Consider the following 17,716-nt stretch of genomic DNA (forward strand, 5'->3'; position numbering starts at 1 on the left):
AGCTTGATTCCCCGTGCCCTCCTCGATCGAAAACACGGAGCGTGATGATCTAACTACTGATTGACATGATCGGTAAACATATTGATCAACCCTTGCGCCCCGTCCGGCGCGTCTTCCCCGCGCGGCCCTCCCCCGCGGGGCGGAAGGTCAGCGGGGCAGGGGGAGGACGGCCTCCACGACGGTGCCGCCGTCCGGGCCCGGGCCCACCGCGCAGCTGCCGCCCAGCTCGGCGGCCCGCTCGCGCATCGAGACCAGCCCGATGCCGGAACGGGCCGCCTCGGGCAGGCCGCACCCGTCGTCGCCGACGCGCACCACCAGCGCCGCGTCCTCGCGCCCCAGCCGCACGGTCGCGCCGGAGGCACGGGCGTGCTTGCGCACGTTGGTCAGCGCCTCCTGCGCGATCCGGTAGGCCGCCACCTCCACCGCGGCGGGCAGCTCCACCAGGTCGCCGGAGGCCTCCACGGTCACCGGCGGGCCCGCCTCGGCGGCCAGTGCCCGGATCGCGCCGGCCAGGCCCAGCTCGTCCAGGGCCGGCGGGCGCAGGCCGTAGACCAGCTCCCGGATCTCCTGGCTGACCGAGTCCATGCCGCTGCGCAGCTCCAGCAGGAGCCGGTCGGCCGAGGCGGGCGCGGTGCGCAGGCTGATCCTCGCCATGTTGATCGACATGGCCATGTCGGTCAGCGCGTGGCCGAGGCCGTCGTGCAGGTCGCGGCGGAGGCGGCGGCGCTCCTCCTCGCGGGCGGACAGGATGCGCTCGCGCGAGCGCTGCAGATCCGCGGTCATCCGTACGGCGTGGGCCACGTCGGCCGCGTACGGCGTGGCCACGGCGATCAGCCGCTCGTTGTGGGCCGCGGCGAACCGGCGCGGGCCCGGCGGGCCCAGCAGCAGGCGGCCCACCGGCTCACCGTGCCAGACCAGCGGCACCGCCCGGGGGGAGGGGCCCGGCAGCCCGACCGTCGCCGTCCGGGGGCCGGGGCCGCGGACCTCGACCGTGACGCCGGTGACGCCGAGCCCGTCGCGGATCACGGAGGCGACGGCGGCCAGCGCGCCCGCGGGCTCGGCCTGCCCGACCTCCCGCGCCAGCCGGGCGGCCAGGACGGCCGGGTCGCCGTGCGTGCCGTACATGAGCCGGTCGACCAGGCGTCGCAGCAGGCGGCGGAGCGGATGGAAGAACGCGCCCGCGAACAGCGCGGCGGCCAGGCCGCCGATCCGGTCGTAGTCCGACAGGGCGAGCCCGGCCAGGGCGCCCACGCCGAAGTAGACGACGCTGACCGCGGCGACCAGCCCGGCGGCCACGAAGGCCCGGCTGATCACGGTGTCGATGCCGTAGAGCCGGTAGCGCAGCACGGCGAAGGCGATGGCCACCGGGATCAGCCCGACCGAGACCGAGGCGGCGAGCCACCAGTCCGGCCCGGCGATCAGGAAGCAGGTGTAGACGGCGAAGGCGGTCAGCGGCCAGGCGATCTGGCGGCGTCCGGCGGGGTCGGCCCGGCGCAGGCGCAGGACCAGGGAGAGCACGGTGGCGGCGACCAGAACGCTGACCGCGCCGGCCAGGGCGTCCTGCAGGGGGTGGTGGACGGGGCGCAGCGCCTCCACCGCGAGGGGGTTGGGGATCACCTGCGGGTAGGGGTAGCCGTCCGGGCGGGGCGCGGGCCGCAGGACGCGGACGGCCGCCTGCGCGGTCATCACGACCACCGCCAGCACCGCCACGGGCCGCCAGCGCGCCGACGGCAGGCGGCCGTCGGGGGAGTGGAGCGGGAGCAGGACGGCCAGCAGCAGGCCGCCGAGGCCCTCGCCCACGACGCCGGCCCAGCGGAGGCAGGCGGCGGCCGTGAGCTCCCCGGCGGACGCGGCGTGCAGCATCATCACGGTGGAGAGGACGCCGGCCGAGTAGATCAGGCCTCCGGCGCACATCAGCCGGCCGGTGACCGGGCGGGCGTCGTGCACCAGGAGGAAGGCGCCGACCAGGGGGAAGGTGAGCCCGGCGGCGAGACCGGGCGAGAGGATCGGGTCCCGCGCCCAGACGGGCGGCAGGCCGCCGTACACGACGACGGCGGTGGCGATGAGCCCGACGGACAGCACGGCGGAGGCGACGGCGGCCAGCTTGCGCGGCGAGGTCAGCAGCGCGACCGCCGGGTTCGGGCGCGGGAGGTCGAGGACGACGGCGCCCACGACGCGGCGGGGCACGCCGCCGACGCCCGGGACGACGCCGCTGTGCCCTCGCGGCCCTCGCGGCCCCGGCCCCTGTGCCCGCACCGCTACCTCGTGTCGCCCGGGTTGACCAGGCCCGATTCGTAGGCCGCGACGACGAGCTGCGCGCGGTCGAACAGCCCGAGGTGGTCGAGGATCTTGTTCACCGACTCGGTCACGGAGGTCTCGGTGACCGACAGGGTCGCCGCGATCTGCCGGTTGGTGAGCCCGCGGGCGATCAGCTTCATCAGGTCCAGCTCGGCGTCGCCGAGCCCGGCGAGCGCCGGCGGCGCGGCGGGGTCGGCGTGGCCCGCGAAGCCCGCGATCAGCCGCGTGGTGACGGCCGGGTCGATCAGCGCGTCGCCGGCGTGCGCGACGCGCATCGCGACGATGAGCCGCTCGGGGGCCGAAGTCTTGAGCACGAAGCCGCTCACCCCGGCGCGCAGCGCGGAGTAGAGGTTGTCGTCCGTGCCGAACGTGGTCATCATGATCACCTTCGGCGGGTTCTCGTCGGCGAGGATGCGGCGAGCGGCGGTCAGGCCGTCCAGCCGGGGCATCTGGATGTCCATCAGCACCAGGTCCGGACGGGTCTCGCGGACCACCGCGATCGCCTGCTCGCCGTTCTCCGCCTCTCCGGCGAGCTCGAAGCCCGGCTCGCTCTCCAGCACCACCCGCAGACCGGTGCGGACCAGCGCCTGGTCGTCGACCACGACGACGCGCAGCGTCTGCGGGTCCGGCCCCGGCGGGACCGGATCCGCGGCCGTGCCCCGGAGGCTCTCCCCGGGCCGGCCGGGCTCGTCCAGGTGGGGCGCCTGGACGAGCATGTCCGACTCCAGGCGTTGCAGGACGGCGCCGAGGTCCAGGCCGAGCTCGTCGCGGAGCACCGCCCGGGCGCGGCGGAGCGCGCCCAGGGCGTCGCCCTGCCGGCCGCTCCGGTAGAGGGCCAGGGCGAGCAGCCGCCAGGCCTCCTCCCGGAGGGGATGGGCCGCCACGTGCGCCTCCAGGTCGGCGACCAGGGCGGAGGAGCGGCCCAGGGCCAGCCCCGCGCCGGCGCGGCGCTCGACCGCGATCAGCCGCAGCTCCTCCAGGCGGCCGGCCTCGGTCGCCGCCCACGACAGGTCCGAGAACTCGGCCAGGGCGGGCCCGCGCCACAGGGAGAGCGCCTCCTCCAGGCGCTCCCAGACCTCGGCCGGGTCGCCGTCCGCCTTGACGGCGCTCTCGAACCGCCAGGAGTCGACCTGACCGGTGGAGGCGCGCAGCGCGTATCCCGGCGGGGCCGAGACCAGCACCGCCGCCTCCTCGCGGGGCGCGCGGCCGGGCTCCAGCACGCGCCGCAGCCGCGAGACGTATCCCTGGATGGTGGACAGCGCCTGGGCGGGGGGCTCGCCGGGCCAGAGCTCGTCGATGAGCACGCTCACCGGGACGGCACGGCCCCCGGCCACGAGGAGCCGGGCGAGCACCGCCATCTGGCGTTGACCGCCGAGGTCGAGCGCCACGTCGCCGTGGCAGGCCTGGAACGGTCCGAGGGAACGGAAAGTCAGCATCGCAGTGGTAAGAGTACGGGCACCTGAGCTAGGGAAATACGGCAACATTCACCATCGTTCGCATGCCGTAAGGAATCGGTTATCGCGCGGACGCCGCGCCGGCGCTCCCGCGGCCGCCCAGGTCGGCGCCGGATCAGGGTTCACGCCCGCGCCCGGGGCGGGGTTCACGCCGCGCCCGCGCCCGTGCCGGAGGCCGCCGCGGCCGGGTCCGCGCCGCCGCCGAGGGCCAGCGGGAGGACGGCCTCGACCACCGTGCCGCCCTCCGGGGGCGAGGTGATCACGCACGTGCCGCCGAGTTCGGCGGCGCGTTCGCGCATCGACGCCAGACCGACCCCGGAGCGCCGGTCCGCGGGCACGCCCACCCCGTCGTCGCTCACCCGGACGTCCAGGCGGCCCTCGCGCTCCGGGGCGCGCTCCAGCACCACCCGCACGGTCCCGGCCCGCGCGTGCCTGCGCGCGTTGGTGAGCGCCTCCTGCACGATCCGGTAGGCGGCGACCTCGACGGCGGCCGGCAGGTCGCCCAGGTGGCCGCGGACCTCCACCCCGACCCCGGGCCCGGCCATCTGGAGGATCGCGCCGGCCAGGCCGAGGTCGTCCAGGGCCGGCGGGCGCAGGCCGTACACCAGGTGCCGGATGTCGCTGGTGACGCTGTCCATGCCGGAGCGCAGGCTCTCCAGCAGCTGCTCGGCGGTCTCGGGGGAGGTGCGCAGGGAGATCCGGGCCGCGTTGATGGACATCGCCATGCCGCTGAGCGACTGGCCGAGGCCGTCGTGCAGGTCGCGGCGGAGGCGGCGGCGCTCCTCCTCGCGGGTGGCGATGATCCGCTCGCGTGAGCGCCGCAGCGCGCCGACCAGCCGGACCGCGTGGGCGGCGTCGGCGATGTGCGGCGTGAGCGCGGCGATGACCCGCTCGTTGTGCGCGGCCGGCAGCCGCCGGGCCCCCGGCGGGCCGATGAGCAGACGGCCGACCGGCTCACCGTGCCAGGCCAGCGGCACCTCCCTGACCACCCCGCGCAGCTCGCCCGCGACCGTCTCCTCCGGCGGCGCGCCGGAGGCCCGGTCCGCGGGCCCGGAGGAGAAGCGCACGGCCGCCCCGGTGGCGGAGAGCCCCTCGCGCAGCACCTCCAGGGCCACCTGCAGGCCCTCGGCGGGGTCGGCTCGCTGCAGGCGCCGCCGCAGCTCCGCGGCCAGCGCCACCGGGTCCCCCTTGCTCCCGTAGAGCAGGCGGTCGGCGGCGCGCTGGAGCAGCGTGCGGAGCGGCTGGAAGAACGCCCCCGCGCAGAGCGCGGCGACCAGGCCGCCGATCCGGTCCACGTCCGACAGCAGCAGGCTGGAGGCGGCGCCCACCGCGACGTAGACGCCGCCGATCACGCCGACCATGCCCGCGCCGACCAGCGTGCGGGTGATCAGCGTGTCCATGCCGTGGAGCCGCCGCCGCAGGCGCGCCACCGCGGAGCCCGCCGTCGCGGACGGCTGGTCCGGCCCGTCCATGACCTGGTCCTTCCCCCGAATCGGAACTTCCCAGGACCTTAACCGGCGCGGACGACAAACGAATCAAAACGGATAAACGATCGATCAACGCGCGGCGGCGCGGGCCCGCCTGCGCAGCGCCGGGCCGATCGCGAGCAGCCCCGCGGCGGCCACCAGCTCGACCGCCCCGACGACCGGCCAGAGCACCTCCGGGCCCGCCGCCAGCAGCCGGGAGCCGAGCAGCGGGGCCAGCATGGTCCCCGCCGACCAGGCGAAGCCGAACATCCCGGAGTAGCGCCCGCGCAGGTGCTCGGGGGCGAGCGAGGCCACGATGGCGCCCGGGATGCCCGCGGTGGCGATCTCGCCCAGCGTCCAGACGGCCACGGTGGCCGCGTACCCGGCGGTGCCGGAGACGAAGGCGTTCAGCGCGAAGCCGGCGCCGATCACCGCGAACCCGGCCGCCAGCACGGTGCTGTGGTCGCGCCTGCCGAACCAGCCGCCGGTCAGCGGCTGGACGACGACGATCAGGACGCCGTTGACCGCCATGACCAGGCCGTAGGCGGAGGGCGGGAGCCCGGCGCCGGTCATGGCCAGCGGCAGGGTGGTGTACGCCTGGGCGTAGACCAGGCTGGCGAGCGTCCAGATGGCGAGGTAGGCGATCATCAGACGGTCGGAGAGCACGGCCCCGAACCCGCCGCCCGCCCGCTCGCCCGGCTCCGGGCGCGTCTCCGGGACCGCCCGCCACACCAGCAGGCCGAAGACCAGCGCGGTGGTGGCGTTGACGCCGAACATCCAGCCGTACCCGGCCTCGGCGAACCAGCCGCCGGCGACCATGGCGACCGCGAAGCCCAGGTTGATCGCCCAGAAAAGCAGACCGTAGGCGCGCGGCCGGTCCTCGGGCGGGACCAGGTCGGCCACCAGCGCGTTGGAGGCGGGCCGGTAGGCGTCGACCGCCACGCCGAGCACGAACATCGCCGCCGCGATCGCGGGCAGCGAGGTGCTCGCCCCCAGCGCCCCCATGGTGAGCGCGGTGGCGACCATGCCGCCGGTCAGCGTGACCCGCCGCCCGAACCGGTCGGCCAGCCACCCCGCGAGCAGCTGCGAGAGCAGCGAGCCCGCCCCGAACACCGCCATCACCGTGCCCGCGGCGGCCAGGGACATGCCGCGCGCCTGCGTCAGGTACACGCCGATGAACGGCTCGACCATCATGCCCACGCGGTTGACCAGGGTCCCGGCCCACAGGGCCCAGAACGCCCGGGGAAGCCCGCCGACCTTGGACTGGAGGAAGGAGTTCCTGGTGAGGGTGGTGCTCGTCATGGAGAACAGCGTTGGACAGAGAGCCCCGCGGGTGCGAACCTTTTAGCCATGACTGAAAGGTCGGGGACGGGCGGCGACGCCGCGCCCGGAGGCGCGGGGGCGGAAGGCGCGCGGTGGGGAGGCTCGCGGGCCGCCGCGGTGGAGTCCGCCGCGGTGGAGTCCGCCGCGGTGGAGTCCGCCGCGTCCGGGACGGGCGGGTCCGGGGTCCCCTGCGGGGTGCGGAAGAACTCCTGCCACGTCGAGTGGATCTTCGCTCCCGACGACGTGGCCCGCATCCGCTTCGCCTTCTCGCCGCTGTGGGAGCTGGTGGCCAGCCTGCGCACGCTCCGCGACCCGGCCCGGCACTCCCTGCACCTGCCCTGGCTGCGCGCCGTACGGCCGCGCCTGGCCGGCCTCGACCTGACCGAGCTGTTCGCGCTGGTCCCGCGGCGCGGCTACCTCGTGGACTTCCTCACGCCCACCCCCGACACGCCGATGCCCGACTTCGCCGCCGAACTGGAGCGGGTACGGCGCACGCCGCCCGAGCGGGCCGCCGCCGAGGCGGGCTGGGTGGAGGGGACCGACCCGGAGGTCGTCGAGCGCTTCCGGGCGGACCCGGAGGCCGGGGTGGCGCGCGTCGCCGACACCCTGGCGCGCTACTGGGACACGGTCTTCGCCGACTGCTGGCCCCGCGTGCACGCGCTGCTGGAGAGCGAGGTGATGCGCCGCTCCCGGCAGCTGGCCGCGGGCGGCGCCCGGGCGCTCTTCGCCGACCTGCACCCGAACGTGAGCTGGAACGGCGACCGGCTCGCGGTCGTGCGCAAGTGGGAGTACTCCGCGCCGCTGGGCGGGGACGGACTGGTGCTCGTGCCCACCGCCTTCTGGTGGCCGGACACGGCCGTGATGGTCGAGCCGTACCAGCCGATGCTCGTCTACCCGGCGAGCGGCGTCGGCACGCTCTGGACCGCGGGCCCGCCGCCCGCGCCCGGCGCGCTGGCCGCCCTGATCGGCCGGAGCCGCGCGCAGATCCTCACCGCGCTCGCCGAACCGGCGACCACCTCGGCCCTGGCCCGGCGCATGGAGCTGACCGCGGGCGCGGTCAGCCAGCACCTGTCGGTCCTCGCCGACGGAGGCCTGGTCACCCGCCACCGCCTCGGCCGCGAGGTCGTCTACCGCCGCACCCCGGTCGGGGACTCCCTGGTCTGCGCCTCCTGAGCGCGGGCCTCCTGAGGGCGGGTCTCCAGGAGCCGCTCCAGGTGCGCCCGGGAGAGGGTCAGGAACACGCAGGCCACCCTGGTCACGTCGCGGCCGGTGGCCAGGCCGAGGCCGTGGCGCTCCACGAGCACCGGGACCGCCCGGGCGGCCGTCCACAGCTCCTCCATCCGCACCACGAGCCGCTCCACCTCCTCCGCGGGCGCCCGGCCGTACCCGGAGGCCAGGCCGTCGCACCAGGCGGCCACGTCGCCGGCGGCCTCGGTCAGCGCGAGCCAGCGGCGGTCGCCGGCGAGCCGGGCGGGGACCTCCACGCCGAGGCAGGGCTCCACCACGTCGAACAGGCAGGGGCCGCAGGCGGTCCGGTCCCGGGGCCGGACCGGTACGGAGGAGCCCGGGGGAGGACCGGCCCGCAGGTCCGGCCGGGAGCCCGCCCGAAGGCCCGAGGAGGAGCGCGCCGCCGGTACGGCCCCGCGGGCGGTGGCCCCCCGGGTCCGCCCGGTGTCGAGCAGGGCCGCCCGCTGGGCGGTCAGGTGGGCGAGGAACCGCTCCCGCCACTGCCGGCTCATGCCCGGGGAGCACTCCCGCCACAGGGACGCGAAGGCCCGCTCCACGGTCCGCGGCCCCGGCTCGCAGCCCTCGGCCACCGCGAGCACCCCGGCGTAGGCGTCCGACTCCTCGCGGAACCGGAGCAGCCAGGCCAGCCAGCGCGCGAACAGCGCGGCCGCGCCGGTGTCGCACCGGGCCATCGCCCGCCCGGCCACGCGGTGCACGCCCGCGCCCCGGTCGACCTCCAGCCCGAGGCGGCGGGACCACTCCAGGAGGGCGGCCTCGATCCGGTGGACCGACGGATGCATGGGGCAGGGAGCCGACATCGCCGCGAGCCGCTCGGTGAGCGGGGCCAGCGGCGCGTCCGCGCCGGGCGGGGTGTGGAGCTCGGTGCGCATCGTGGTCTTCCCCCGGATGGAACGTCACGGTCTCTTTCCCGGTCGCTCACTGTAGTGAGGCGATCACGCGGGTTCCGTGGAGGCGCGACGGGAAGAAAGCGGGAAAGGCCTGACGGAGGGGTGGAACCCGGGGCGGCGGCGGTCCCGATGCTGCATCTCACCGCCATTCCTCGTAACGTGTGCGAAACACGCGGCAGGCAGACTGGGACGCGACCGGACGTGCCGTGCCACGTCGGCAACGGAGGAGAAGCATTGGACCGCCAGCAGGAGTTCGTTCTCCGCACTCTCGAGGAGCGCGACATCCGGTTCATCCGGCTGTGGTTCACCGACGTCCTCGGGTTCCTCAAGTCGGTGGCCATCGCCCCGGCCGAGCTCGAAGGGGCCTTCTCCGAGGGCATCGGGTTCGACGGCTCCGCGATCCAGGGCTTCGCCCGGGTCTACGAGTCGGACATGCTGGCCAAGCCCGACCCCTCGACCTTCCAGATCCTGCCCTGGCGCAGTGAGAACCCCGCCGCGGCCCGGATGTTCTGCGACATCCTCATGCCGGACGGCTCCCCCTCGCACGCCGACCCGCGCTGGGTGCTCAAGCGGACCCTGGCCAAGGCCTCCGACATGGGCTTCAGCTTCTACACCCATCCCGAGATCGAGTTCTTCCTGCTGAAGAACCGGCCGGGGGACGGCGAGCGGCCCGAGCCGATCGACGAGGGCGGCTACTTCGACCACACCCCGCACAGCTCCGGCCACGACTTCCGGCGCAACGCCATCATGATGCTGGAGTCGATGGGCATCTCGGTCGAGTTCAGCCACCACGAGGGCGCCCCCGGCCAGCAGGAGATCGACCTGCGCTACGCCGACGCGCTCACCACCGCCGACAACATCATGACCTTCCGGCTGGTCATGAAGGAGGTCGCGCTGGAGCAGGGCATCTGGGCGAGCTTCATGCCCAAGCCCTTCACCGAGCACCCCGGCTCCGGCATGCACACCCACATGTCGCTGTTCGAGGGCGACCGCAACGCCTTCTACGAGCCCGGCGCCGAGTACCAGCTCTCCAAGGTCGGCCGCTCCTTCATCGCGGGCCTGCTCACGCACGCCGCCGAGATCACCGCGGTCTGCAACCAGTGGGTCAACTCCTACAAGCGCCTGTGGGGCGGGGCCGAGGCCATCGCCGGCCAGGGCGGCGAGGCCCCCAGCTACATCTGCTGGGGCCACAACAACCGCTCGGCCCTGGTCCGGGTGCCGATGTACAAGCCGCACAAGGGCGGCTCCACCCGCATCGAGTTCCGGTCCCTCGACTCGGCCTGCAACCCCTACCTGGCCTTCGCGGTGATCCTCGCCGCCGGGCTGAAGGGCATCGAGGAGGGCTACGAGATGCCCCCGGGAGCCGAGGACGACGTCTGGGCCCTGACCAGCGCCGAGCGCCGCGCGCTGGGCATCGCGCCGCTGCCGCAGTCGCTGGACGAGGCCATCGCGGTCATGGAGCGCAGCGAGCTGGTCGCCGAAACCCTCGGCGAGCACGTCTTCGACTACTTCCTGCGCAACAAGCGCTCCGAGTGGAACGACTACCGTCGCCAGGTCACCGAGTTCGAGCTCGGCCGCTACCTGCCGGTGCTCTGACCGGCCGGGCTCCGACGCGCTCGCCGGAAGCGCGTGGCATCCGGCGGTGGTCTTCGTCCTCCTGCTCCCCGTGCTGCTCCTGGTCGCCCGCGTGCGGGGACTCCGGGAGGCGGTGGAAGACCGGGGCCACCGGTGGGGACTCGACGCCCCGGGATGATCGGCAGGGGCACGCGCTGCGGCCCTGAGCGGTCACCGGCGCCGGCGGCGGGCTGGTACGAGACGGCGGGGCGCGTCCCGCCCGGAAGGAGCCCCGGCGCGGCGCGCGCGGGCCGGGAGTCCGACCTCGGAGGGACGCGGATGTCCGACCGTGGGCAGATGCCGCGTGATCCGGTGGGGCGATAACGTTCGATCATGAAACGGGCTGGATGGCGGCTCCGCGCGAGGGACGCCGCCGACGCGGTGGTCGCGGTCGCCGTGGCGCTGCTCATGAGATACGCCCTCGTCGACCCTCCGGGGCCGTCCTCGCACTGGCCCGCCTGGTCGGCCTGGCCGGTGGCGGTGGCCGTGAGCTCCCCGATCGCCCTCCGGCGGCGCCGGCCGCGCGCCGTCCTCGCGTTCGCGTGCGCCACGGCCGCGGCGGCGACCATGGCCGGCGCCGCCGCGGCGGGCGCGATCTGGCTGACGTTCACACCCACCGTGCTCGTGCTGTACCTGGTGGCCACCACGACCTCGATCGCATGGTCGGCGGCGGGCCTGGCCGCCTGCCTGGGCACCGCGGTGACCGCGGTCCTGGTCTTCTACGCGCAGGTGTTCCCCGGTCTCGAGCCCTCGGCCACGCCCAGCGAGATAGCGCCGGCCTGGCCGATCGAGATCGGTGTGATCACCGTCCTGCTGGCCGTCGCATGGGCCGCCGGGGCGGTCGTGCGCTGGAAGCGGGAGACGACCGCCCGCCTCGTCCGCCACCTCGCCGAGACCGCGGTGACCGACGAGCGCAGGCGCATCGCCCGGGAACTGCACGACGTCATCGGCCACAGCATGAGCCTGATCGCCGTCAAGGCCACCGTGGCCAACCACGTCGCCGACACCCGCCCGCAGGAGGTCCGCGCCGCGCTGGCCGTCATCGAGCAGACCAGCCGGAGCACGCTCGCCGAGATCCACCGGGTGCTCGACCTGCTGCGCTCCGACGGCGATCCTCAGCAGGCCCGTCTGCCCGCGCCCGGCATGGAGGGCCTGCCCGAGCTGGTCGCGCACGCCCGATCGGCCGGGGTCGAGGTGGATCTGACCGTCCGGCAGGAGGCCGGGCTGCCCGCCGCGGTCGCGCTGTCGGTGTACCGGATCGTGCAGCAGGCCCTGACCAACGTCGTCACCCACGCCGGGCCCACCCGCTGCTCGGTCACCGTGGACGCCGGCGGGCGCGAGGCCGTGATCGAGGTCGTCGACGACGGTCCCCGCTCCGGCCGGCCGCCGCGGGCGGGCCGCGCCGTCCGGGGCGGTCACGGCCTGATCGGCATGCGCGAGCGGGCCAGGATGTACGGAGGCTCGTTCAGCGCGGGACCCCTGCCCGAAGGAGGCTTTCACGTGTCGGCTCGACTGCCCTACGACCCGGAGGGGACCACGGCATGACCGCCGGCGCCCTTCCGTCCCGCCCGCCGATCCGGGTCCTGCTCGCCGAGGACCAGGTGCTGATCCGCGACAGTTTCAAGGTCCTCATCGACGCCACGCCGGGCATGACCGTCGTGGGCGAGGCGGGCACCGGCACCGAGGCCGTGCTCCTGGCCTGGCGGCACCGCCCCGACGTCGTCCTCATGGACGTGCGCATGCCCGACATGGACGGCATCGAGGCGACCCGGCGCATCTGCGCCGACCCGGACGGCGACGGTGTCCGCGTGCTGATCCTCACCACGTTCGACCAGGACGAGTACGTGTACGCGTCGCTGCGGGCGGGCGCCAGCGGCTTCCTCCTCAAGAGCGCCACCGCGACCGAGCTCCTGACCGCCGTCCAGGTCGTCGCCTCCGGCGAGGCGCTGCTCGCTCCCACCGTGACCCGCCGGCTCATCACCGAGTTCCTGCAGGGTCCCCGGCCCGCCCCGGCGGTGCGGGACCTCGGCGGCGTCACCGAGCGCGAACGCGAGGTGCTCACCCTCATCGGCAGGGGGATGTCCAACGCCGAGATCGCCGAGCACCTCCACCTCACCGTCGGTACGGTCAAGACCCACATCGGCCGTCTCCTGGCCAAACTGCAGGCCCGGGACCGGGCCCAGCTCGTCATCGCCGCCTACGAGAGCGGGCTCGTCGCCGCCCCGGACGGTCATCGGTGACCGGCCCGCCCTTCCCGCGGACGGCGGCGCTGCGGACGGCCGCCGGGCCCCCGGGACCGTCGGCCGCCCCGGCGGTCAGGGGGACGCCTGGCCGCTGTCCTTGAACGCGCCCCAGCCGTGCCAGCGGTCGATCTCGACGACGGCGGTGACCCTGGCGCGGACCCGGTCACGGTAGGGCGAGCCGGTGTAGTGCCGGGCGATGCGGTCGATGTCGGCGAGGTCCTCGTCGTCGCGGAGCTCGACGGCGCGGCCGATCAGGCTCACATGGGTGTACCAGTCGTCCTTGTCGAGGACGGTGAGGGTCAGGCGGGGGTCGCGGCGCAGGTGGTTCAGGCGGACGCGGCCCTCGTCCATGTTGAGCAGGACACGGCCGTCCTCCCACAGGTACCAGGTGGCGGTCGAGACGGGCGCGCCGTCCGAGCGGAGCGTGGTGACGGTGCACGGGTTGGGCCGGGCGAGCATGGCCACGGCCTCGGCGGGCAGCGGGGGCCTCGACATGGTTCCTCCGGGATGCGCGATACGGGATACGGCGGTCGCGGGACGTCACGGGACAAGGACGATCTTGCCACGGGCCTTCCCCGTTTCACCGGAGGCGCGGGAGCGGCCGGGCCGGTGCGGCCCGCGGCACGGGCGGAGCGCCTCCCCGGCGACGCGCCGGGGAGGCACCACCGGCCGCGCCGGGGATCAGTCCTCGACGAGTCGGGCCCTGCGCCCTTCCTGCTCGCGCTGGCGCCGGACGACGTAGGCGCCCGGCGCGCAGCCGGTGGCCCCGTGCTCGGGATGGAGCAGATAGACGACGGCCGAGGCCTCGAAGAGGCCGATCGCCAGCCTGTCGGCGTCCAGCACGTCGGTCGTCCACCGGCAGGTGCCCGGGTCGGCGACGAGCGTGTGCGGGTTGTTCCCGGACCCGTCGCGCAGCAGCTCGACCCCCTCGCCGGGCACGTCCGTCCAGCGGGGGTCATGCCGGGTCCGCACGGACGCCGCGACGACGGGGAGCGGGATGACGATGAGGTCGCCCTGGGCCTGGAGCCCGTCGACGACGGGGATGCCCGCCGACTGCTCGAGGTGGTCGAGCACGGCGAGCCCGGTCTGCCGGGAGAGCGAAGCGAGAGTCACGGTCATGGGGATCACCTCAGGTTCGGCGGGCGAGAAGGGAGTACTGCTCGGCGGAGAGGCCGTAGGTCCAGCCGGCGGCGGCGACCGGGTCGTCGAGGAATCCCGGAACGGTCAGCCCGTACCGGCGGCGGCGCCCGTCGCGTTCGACGGACCCGTTGACCGCGAGGAGCACCCTGGTCTCCCGCCGCATGTCGTAGAGCCGCAGCTCCGCACCCGGGTTGCCGGGGTCCGGCGCGGTCGCGACCAGCCGCAGCCCGGCCCGGCCGATGTAGGAGGCCCAGCCGATGCGCTCGATCGCGCACCGCCTGACCTCGACGTCGGGCTCGCGCTCGATCCGCCGGACGCCCGGATCCGTGATCACCCAGGAGGGCACGTCCGTGCCGTGCCAGGCGTACAGCTCCCATCCGTCGGCGTACCGCAGCGCGGGGCCGTCCGGGCGGTGCAGCCGTACCTCGCCGTCGTCGCCCCACACCTCCGTGTGCACGGCGACCGGCCGCTCGGAGACGACGCACACGTCCTGGCGGGGCCACCACGGGCCGCACGACCGGGCCGCCGCCGCCCACAGGCCGAGACGCCGGGTCTGCCCGGGGGTGAAGACCACGCCCGCCACGCGGTGGAGGGCGTCGTAGTGGGCGATCCAGGAGACGCACTGCGCCTCCCAGACGCCTCTGAGGCGGTACGGCAGGCCCTGCGCCAGGTGGAGCGCCCCGCGGAGCGTACGGTCGGCGGAGCGTGAGAGCGAGTCGCGGACCTGCCGGCGGATCAGCTGCTCCATCAGCCGGTGGACCCGGCCGACCCGGGCGTCGAGTTCCCAGCACAGCCGGTTCGTCAGCGACGAGAACCGGCGCGGCAGAGGCCAGTCGTCCATGCGCTCGACGGCTTCCGACGGCCGCGGGCGCACGCCGACGGGGACGGTCATCACGGCCGCGGCCGGTGAGGCGACCCAGTGGAAACGGGGCGGGGCGAGCCCGATCAGGCGGTACAGCCCGGAGATGGCGGCCGCGAGCGACCAGGCGGCGGTGAAGCCGGCGGGGCGCCGCGGCACGCCGTTCTCCCGGTAGCCCGCGAGCGTGGTCGGCAGGGCCTGACCCGGTTCCGCGACAGTCGCCTCAGCGGGCGGCGCCGGAGAGCAGCCGCTCGCAGGCGTCGAGCAGGCGCTGCCGGAGCGGCCGCGCCCGCTCGGCGAACCGCCGCTGCTCGGCGGCGTACTCGGCCCGCCCCTCGGGGGTCTCGATCGGGATCGGCCGGTAGCCGAGCGCGCTCAGGTCGTACGGGCTCGCCCGCATGTCCACGGCGCGGATGTCCCGGGCCAGCGCGAAGCAGTCGGCCACCAGCTCGCCGCTGACCAGCGGCGAGAGCTTGTAGGCCCACTTGTACAGGTCCATGTTGGCGTGCAGGCAGCCCGGCTGCTCCAGCTCCCGCTGCCGCTCCCGCGTCGGCTGCAGCACGTTGAGCGGGCGCGCCTCGGGGGTGAAGAAGCGGAACGCGTCGAAGTGGCTGCACCGTACCCCCCGCTCCTCGACGACCCGGGCGATCCCCTCCCCGCCGAGCCGGAGCGGCCAGGCGGTGTGCCGTACCTCCGGGGTCCGGTAGACCATCGCCCACTCGTGCAGGCCGAAGCAGCCGAGGTACGCCGGGCGGGCCGCGGTGGCGGCCAGCAGCCGCGCGATCCACTCGATGGACGACCCGCGCCGCTCCGCCAGCGCCGCGGTGTCGAGCGTCGCCCCCTCCGGGGTGTCGAGGTAGTCGCGGCCGAAGCCGCTCGCTCCCCTCAGCACCACCCCGGCGCCCGGATGCCACTGCCGCAGCCGCGCAGGCCGGTGCCCGTAGTAGGTGAACAGGAAGTCCTCGACGGGATGGGACTCGCCCCGCGCCCTGCGCTCCAGGTGCGGCTCCGTCCACGCCCCGACCCGCCGCCGGTGGGCCTGTGCCCTGGCCAGCCACACCTCCGGTTCCAGAAACTCCACCGTCGAATGGTATTCGCGCGCCGGTGGTCCGAGGACGGCGGCGTGGTGGCCGGTGGTCCGAGGACGGCGGCGCCGGGGCCGAACAAACCTGTGATTCCGCGCGTCCAAGACAGCCGGACCAGGTCCATGTCATGGAGGTGCGCGGGTGGGACGGACGGGACTCGCTCCGGGGGATCCCGAGCGGCTGGGCGGTTACCGGCTGGCGGGGCGGCTCGGAGCGGGCGGCCGGGGGGTCGTCTACGAGGCATACGACGAGGCGGGCGTGCGGGTCGCGGTCAAGGTGTTCCACGCCGGCGTGGCCGCCGGGTCCGGGGCCCGGGCGCGCTTCGCCGGGGAGGTCGCCGCCGCGCAGCGGGTCGCGCCGTTCTGCACGGCCCGCCTGATCGCGGCCGGCACCGCCGGGCCGGAGCCGTACGTCGTCAGCGAGTACGTCGACGGCCCCTCCCTGCGCGAGGCCGTGGCGGCCGGCGGGACGCTGGCGGGGGACCGGCTCGTCCGGCTGGCCGTGGCGATCGCGACCGCGCTGGCCGCCGTCCACGAGGCGGGCGTCGTCCACCGCGACCTCGAACCGGGCAACGTGCTGCTCGGCCCGGACGGCCCCCGCGTCACCGGCTTCGGCGTCACCCGGACGAAGGGGACGTCGGCCGCCTTCTCCGTGCGGCTCGTCGGCTCCCCGCCGTACATGGCGCCGGAGGCGCTGACCGCGGCCCAGGTAGGGCCCGCCGCCGACGTCTTCGCCTGGGGCGCGGTGGTGCTGTTCGCCGCGACCGGGCGCAGCCCGTTCGAGGCCGGGAGCGTGGGCGCGGTCCTGCAGCGGGTGCTCACCTGCGAACCCGCGACCGACGTCCTGCCCGAGCCGCTGCGCTCGCTGGCCGCCGCCGCGCTGGACAAGGACCCCGAGGCCCGGCCCTCCTCCCGCGACCTGCTGCTCGGCCTGCTGCCGCCCGGCCGCCGCGGGCACGCCCTGCCCGGCGAGGACGCTCTGGCGGCCGCGCTCGAAGAGGGCGCACGGGCGGCCGCCGGCCCGGTGGCGGCGCAGCTCACCGCCTCCCGCACGCTCGGCGAGATCGCCGAGGAGGTCCACCTGGGGCTGGAGGCCGAACGTGCCGCGCCGGGGGCAGGACGTGCCGGGCCGGGGGCGGCCGAGGCCCCGCGCGCCGTACGGCGGAGCCGGCTGCTCGCCGCGGCACTGGCGGCACTGGCGGCACTGGTGGCGCTGGCGGTCGTCGCGGCCGCGCTCCTGGCGAGCCGGGCGCGCCACGTCGCCGGGGGAGGGCGGGCCGCCGGGACCACGGCGGCCCGGGACGTCCCGGAGGCCGTCGTTCCCCGGCCTCCGTTCCGGCAAGTGTCGGCAAACGCCGTCCGGTGCGTGTGCTCCGGATAGGCTCGCACGGCGTCATACCCCCGTTACCGGTGGCCCGCAGCATCGCCACAGCCCCCTGGTTGGCTGTACGTGCAACCACTTCGGTAAAATCGGTCGGTCTCTATGACTCTGAAATTTCAGACTTAAACGCCATACGTGGCTATAGGGAGGTACGGCATGACGACGGCTGCCGGTCTGCAGACCGTGGTGACCGTTCCGGCGCGTTTCCGCGGGCCCGAGGGCATCGCGAACGGCGGATGGATCGCGGGCACGGTCTCCGAGGCGCTGAACGGCGCCGATCACGGCTCGGCCGTCGAGGTCACGCTCCACGCCCCCACGCCGCTGGAGACCCCGCTGGACCTGCGCCAGCTCGCCAACACCGCCACGCTGACCCACGGTGAGACCCTCCTGGTCGAGGCGATCGACGTCGCCGAGGAGATCGAGGCCCCCGAGTTCGTGCCCTTCGCCGACGCGGCCCGGGCCGAGCTCGGCTTCCCCGGCCTGGCCGCGCACGCCTTCCCCGACTGCTTCGTCTGCGGCCTGCGCGCCCCCGGGGACGGCCTGCGGATCTTCCCCGGCCCGGTGGGGGACGCCGAGCTGGTCGCCGCGGGCTGGCGCGTGCCGATGACCGCCGCCGACGAGGGCGGTTCCGTCCCCGACGCGATCGTCTGGGCGGCGCTCGACTGCGCCACCGGCTGGGCCCACTTCGGTCCCGGCGAGTCCGCGCTGCTCGGCCGGAT

15 protein-coding genes are annotated in these 17,716 nt (G+C 75.2%); 6 read left to right on the top strand and 9 right to left on the bottom strand.

Annotated elements, in window-relative coordinates; all coding sequences use genetic code 11:
- Positions 1-147: 147 nt before the first annotated feature.
- From ACFOWE_RS15440 to ACFOWE_RS15455, 4 genes are all read right to left on the bottom strand, one after another.
- A complete protein-coding gene (locus ACFOWE_RS15440; protein WP_377288207.1) occupies positions 148-2,187 on the bottom strand; it encodes a sensor histidine kinase in 2,040 nt (679 codons plus the stop codon).
- Positions 2,188-2,258: 71 nt separating this feature from the next.
- On the bottom strand, positions 2,259-3,734 hold the full coding sequence (locus ACFOWE_RS15445; RefSeq protein WP_377288209.1) for a BTAD domain-containing putative transcriptional regulator: 1,476 nt from the start codon (positions 3,732-3,734) through the stop codon (positions 2,259-2,261).
- A 164-nt stretch (positions 3,735-3,898) separates the two neighbouring features.
- Entirely contained in the window at positions 3,899-5,224 is a 1,326-nt protein-coding gene (locus ACFOWE_RS15450) for a sensor histidine kinase (RefSeq protein WP_377288211.1), read from the bottom strand.
- A gap of 84 nt (positions 5,225-5,308) precedes the next feature.
- Positions 5,309-6,520 carry an MDR family MFS transporter gene (locus ACFOWE_RS15455; protein WP_377288213.1) on the bottom strand — a complete coding sequence of 404 codons (1,212 nt, stop codon included), beginning with the start codon at positions 6,518-6,520 and terminating at the stop codon, positions 5,309-5,311.
- A 48-nt stretch (positions 6,521-6,568) separates the two neighbouring features.
- Between ACFOWE_RS15455 and ACFOWE_RS15460 the strand changes: the two genes are divergently transcribed.
- Positions 6,569-7,714 carry an ArsR/SmtB family transcription factor gene (locus tag ACFOWE_RS15460; protein WP_377288215.1) on the top strand — a complete coding sequence of 382 codons (1,146 nt, stop codon included), beginning with the start codon at positions 6,569-6,571 and terminating at the stop codon, positions 7,712-7,714.
- Here ACFOWE_RS15460 and ACFOWE_RS15465 read toward each other — a convergent pair.
- Positions 7,669-8,658: a hypothetical protein gene (locus ACFOWE_RS15465; RefSeq protein ID WP_377288217.1), complete on the bottom strand. Its 990-nt coding sequence runs from the start codon at positions 8,656-8,658 to the stop codon at positions 7,669-7,671. The two genes, ACFOWE_RS15460 and ACFOWE_RS15465, sit on opposite strands and share 46 nt — an antisense overlap.
- A gap of 252 nt (positions 8,659-8,910) precedes the next feature.
- On the opposite strand from ACFOWE_RS15465, the gene glnA reads away from it, so the two are divergent.
- The 3 genes from glnA (at position 8,911) to ACFOWE_RS15480 (ending at position 12,530) form a co-directional block, all read left to right on the top strand.
- Positions 8,911-10,272, top strand: a complete 1,362-nt coding sequence (glnA, locus tag ACFOWE_RS15470; protein ID WP_377288219.1) for a type I glutamate--ammonia ligase — start codon at positions 8,911-8,913, stop codon at positions 10,270-10,272.
- Positions 10,273-10,623: 351 nt separating this feature from the next.
- Positions 10,624-11,835 (top strand): sensor histidine kinase, encoded by a 1,212-nt coding sequence (locus tag ACFOWE_RS15475; protein ID WP_377288221.1) that lies wholly within the window; start codon positions 10,624-10,626, stop codon positions 11,833-11,835.
- On the top strand, positions 11,832-12,530 hold the full coding sequence (locus ACFOWE_RS15480) for a response regulator (protein WP_377288223.1): 699 nt from the start codon (positions 11,832-11,834) through the stop codon (positions 12,528-12,530). Before ACFOWE_RS15475 ends, ACFOWE_RS15480 begins: the two co-directional genes overlap by 4 nt.
- A 75-nt stretch (positions 12,531-12,605) precedes the next feature.
- Here the strand turns inward: ACFOWE_RS15480 and ACFOWE_RS15485 are convergent, their stop codons facing one another.
- The 4 genes from ACFOWE_RS15485 to ACFOWE_RS15500 form a co-directional block, all read right to left on the bottom strand.
- Positions 12,606-13,028 carry a PPOX class F420-dependent oxidoreductase gene (locus tag ACFOWE_RS15485; RefSeq protein WP_377288225.1) on the bottom strand — a complete coding sequence of 141 codons (423 nt, stop codon included), beginning with the start codon at positions 13,026-13,028 and terminating at the stop codon, positions 12,606-12,608.
- Positions 13,029-13,214: 186 nt separating this feature from the next.
- On the bottom strand, positions 13,215-13,652 hold the full coding sequence (locus ACFOWE_RS15490; protein WP_377288227.1) for a hypothetical protein: 438 nt from the start codon (positions 13,650-13,652) through the stop codon (positions 13,215-13,217).
- A 10-nt stretch (positions 13,653-13,662) separates the two neighbouring features.
- Positions 13,663-14,691, bottom strand: coding sequence for a DUF6745 domain-containing protein (locus ACFOWE_RS15495; RefSeq protein WP_377288229.1), 1,029 nt, complete (start codon positions 14,689-14,691; stop codon positions 13,663-13,665).
- A 64-nt stretch (positions 14,692-14,755) separates the two neighbouring features.
- Positions 14,756-15,613, bottom strand: a complete 858-nt coding sequence (locus tag ACFOWE_RS15500) for a 3-methyladenine DNA glycosylase (protein ID WP_377288231.1) — start codon at positions 15,611-15,613, stop codon at positions 14,756-14,758.
- 145 nt (positions 15,614-15,758) lie between these two features.
- On the opposite strand from ACFOWE_RS15500, the gene ACFOWE_RS15505 reads away from it, so the two are divergent.
- On the top strand, positions 15,759-16,997 hold the full coding sequence (locus ACFOWE_RS15505; RefSeq protein WP_377288233.1) for a serine/threonine-protein kinase: 1,239 nt from the start codon (positions 15,759-15,761) through the stop codon (positions 16,995-16,997).
- 156 nt (positions 16,998-17,153) lie between these two features.
- Positions 17,154-17,716: hypothetical protein (locus ACFOWE_RS15510; RefSeq protein WP_377288235.1), on the top strand; the 563-nt coding region annotated here is incomplete at its 3' end.

Source organism: Planomonospora corallina (genome assembly GCF_042650625.1).
Lineage (GTDB): Bacteria > Actinomycetota > Actinomycetes > Streptosporangiales > Streptosporangiaceae > Planomonospora_B > Planomonospora_B corallina.

Excerpts from the sequence above, each read along its gene's own strand:
- ACFOWE_RS15445 (WP_377288209.1), bottom strand. The coding sequence starts at position 3,734 with ATGCTGACTTTCCGTTCCCTCGGACCGTTCCAGGCCTGCCACGGCGAC.
- ACFOWE_RS15450 (WP_377288211.1), bottom strand. The coding sequence starts at position 5,224 with ATGGACGGGCCGGACCAGCCGTCCGCGACGGCGGGCTCCGCGGTGGCG.
- ACFOWE_RS15455 (WP_377288213.1), bottom strand. The coding sequence starts at position 6,520 with ATGACGAGCACCACCCTCACCAGGAACTCCTTCCTCCAGTCCAAGGTC.
- ACFOWE_RS15460 (WP_377288215.1), top strand. The coding sequence starts at position 6,569 with ATGACTGAAAGGTCGGGGACGGGCGGCGACGCCGCGCCCGGAGGCGCG.
- ACFOWE_RS15465 (WP_377288217.1), bottom strand. The coding sequence starts at position 8,658 with ATGCGCACCGAGCTCCACACCCCGCCCGGCGCGGACGCGCCGCTGGCC.
- ACFOWE_RS15475 (WP_377288221.1), top strand. The coding sequence starts at position 10,624 with ATGAAACGGGCTGGATGGCGGCTCCGCGCGAGGGACGCCGCCGACGCG.
- ACFOWE_RS15480 (WP_377288223.1), top strand. The coding sequence starts at position 11,832 with ATGACCGCCGGCGCCCTTCCGTCCCGCCCGCCGATCCGGGTCCTGCTC.
- ACFOWE_RS15485 (WP_377288225.1), bottom strand. The coding sequence starts at position 13,028 with ATGTCGAGGCCCCCGCTGCCCGCCGAGGCCGTGGCCATGCTCGCCCGG.
- ACFOWE_RS15490 (WP_377288227.1), bottom strand. The coding sequence starts at position 13,652 with ATGACCGTGACTCTCGCTTCGCTCTCCCGGCAGACCGGGCTCGCCGTG.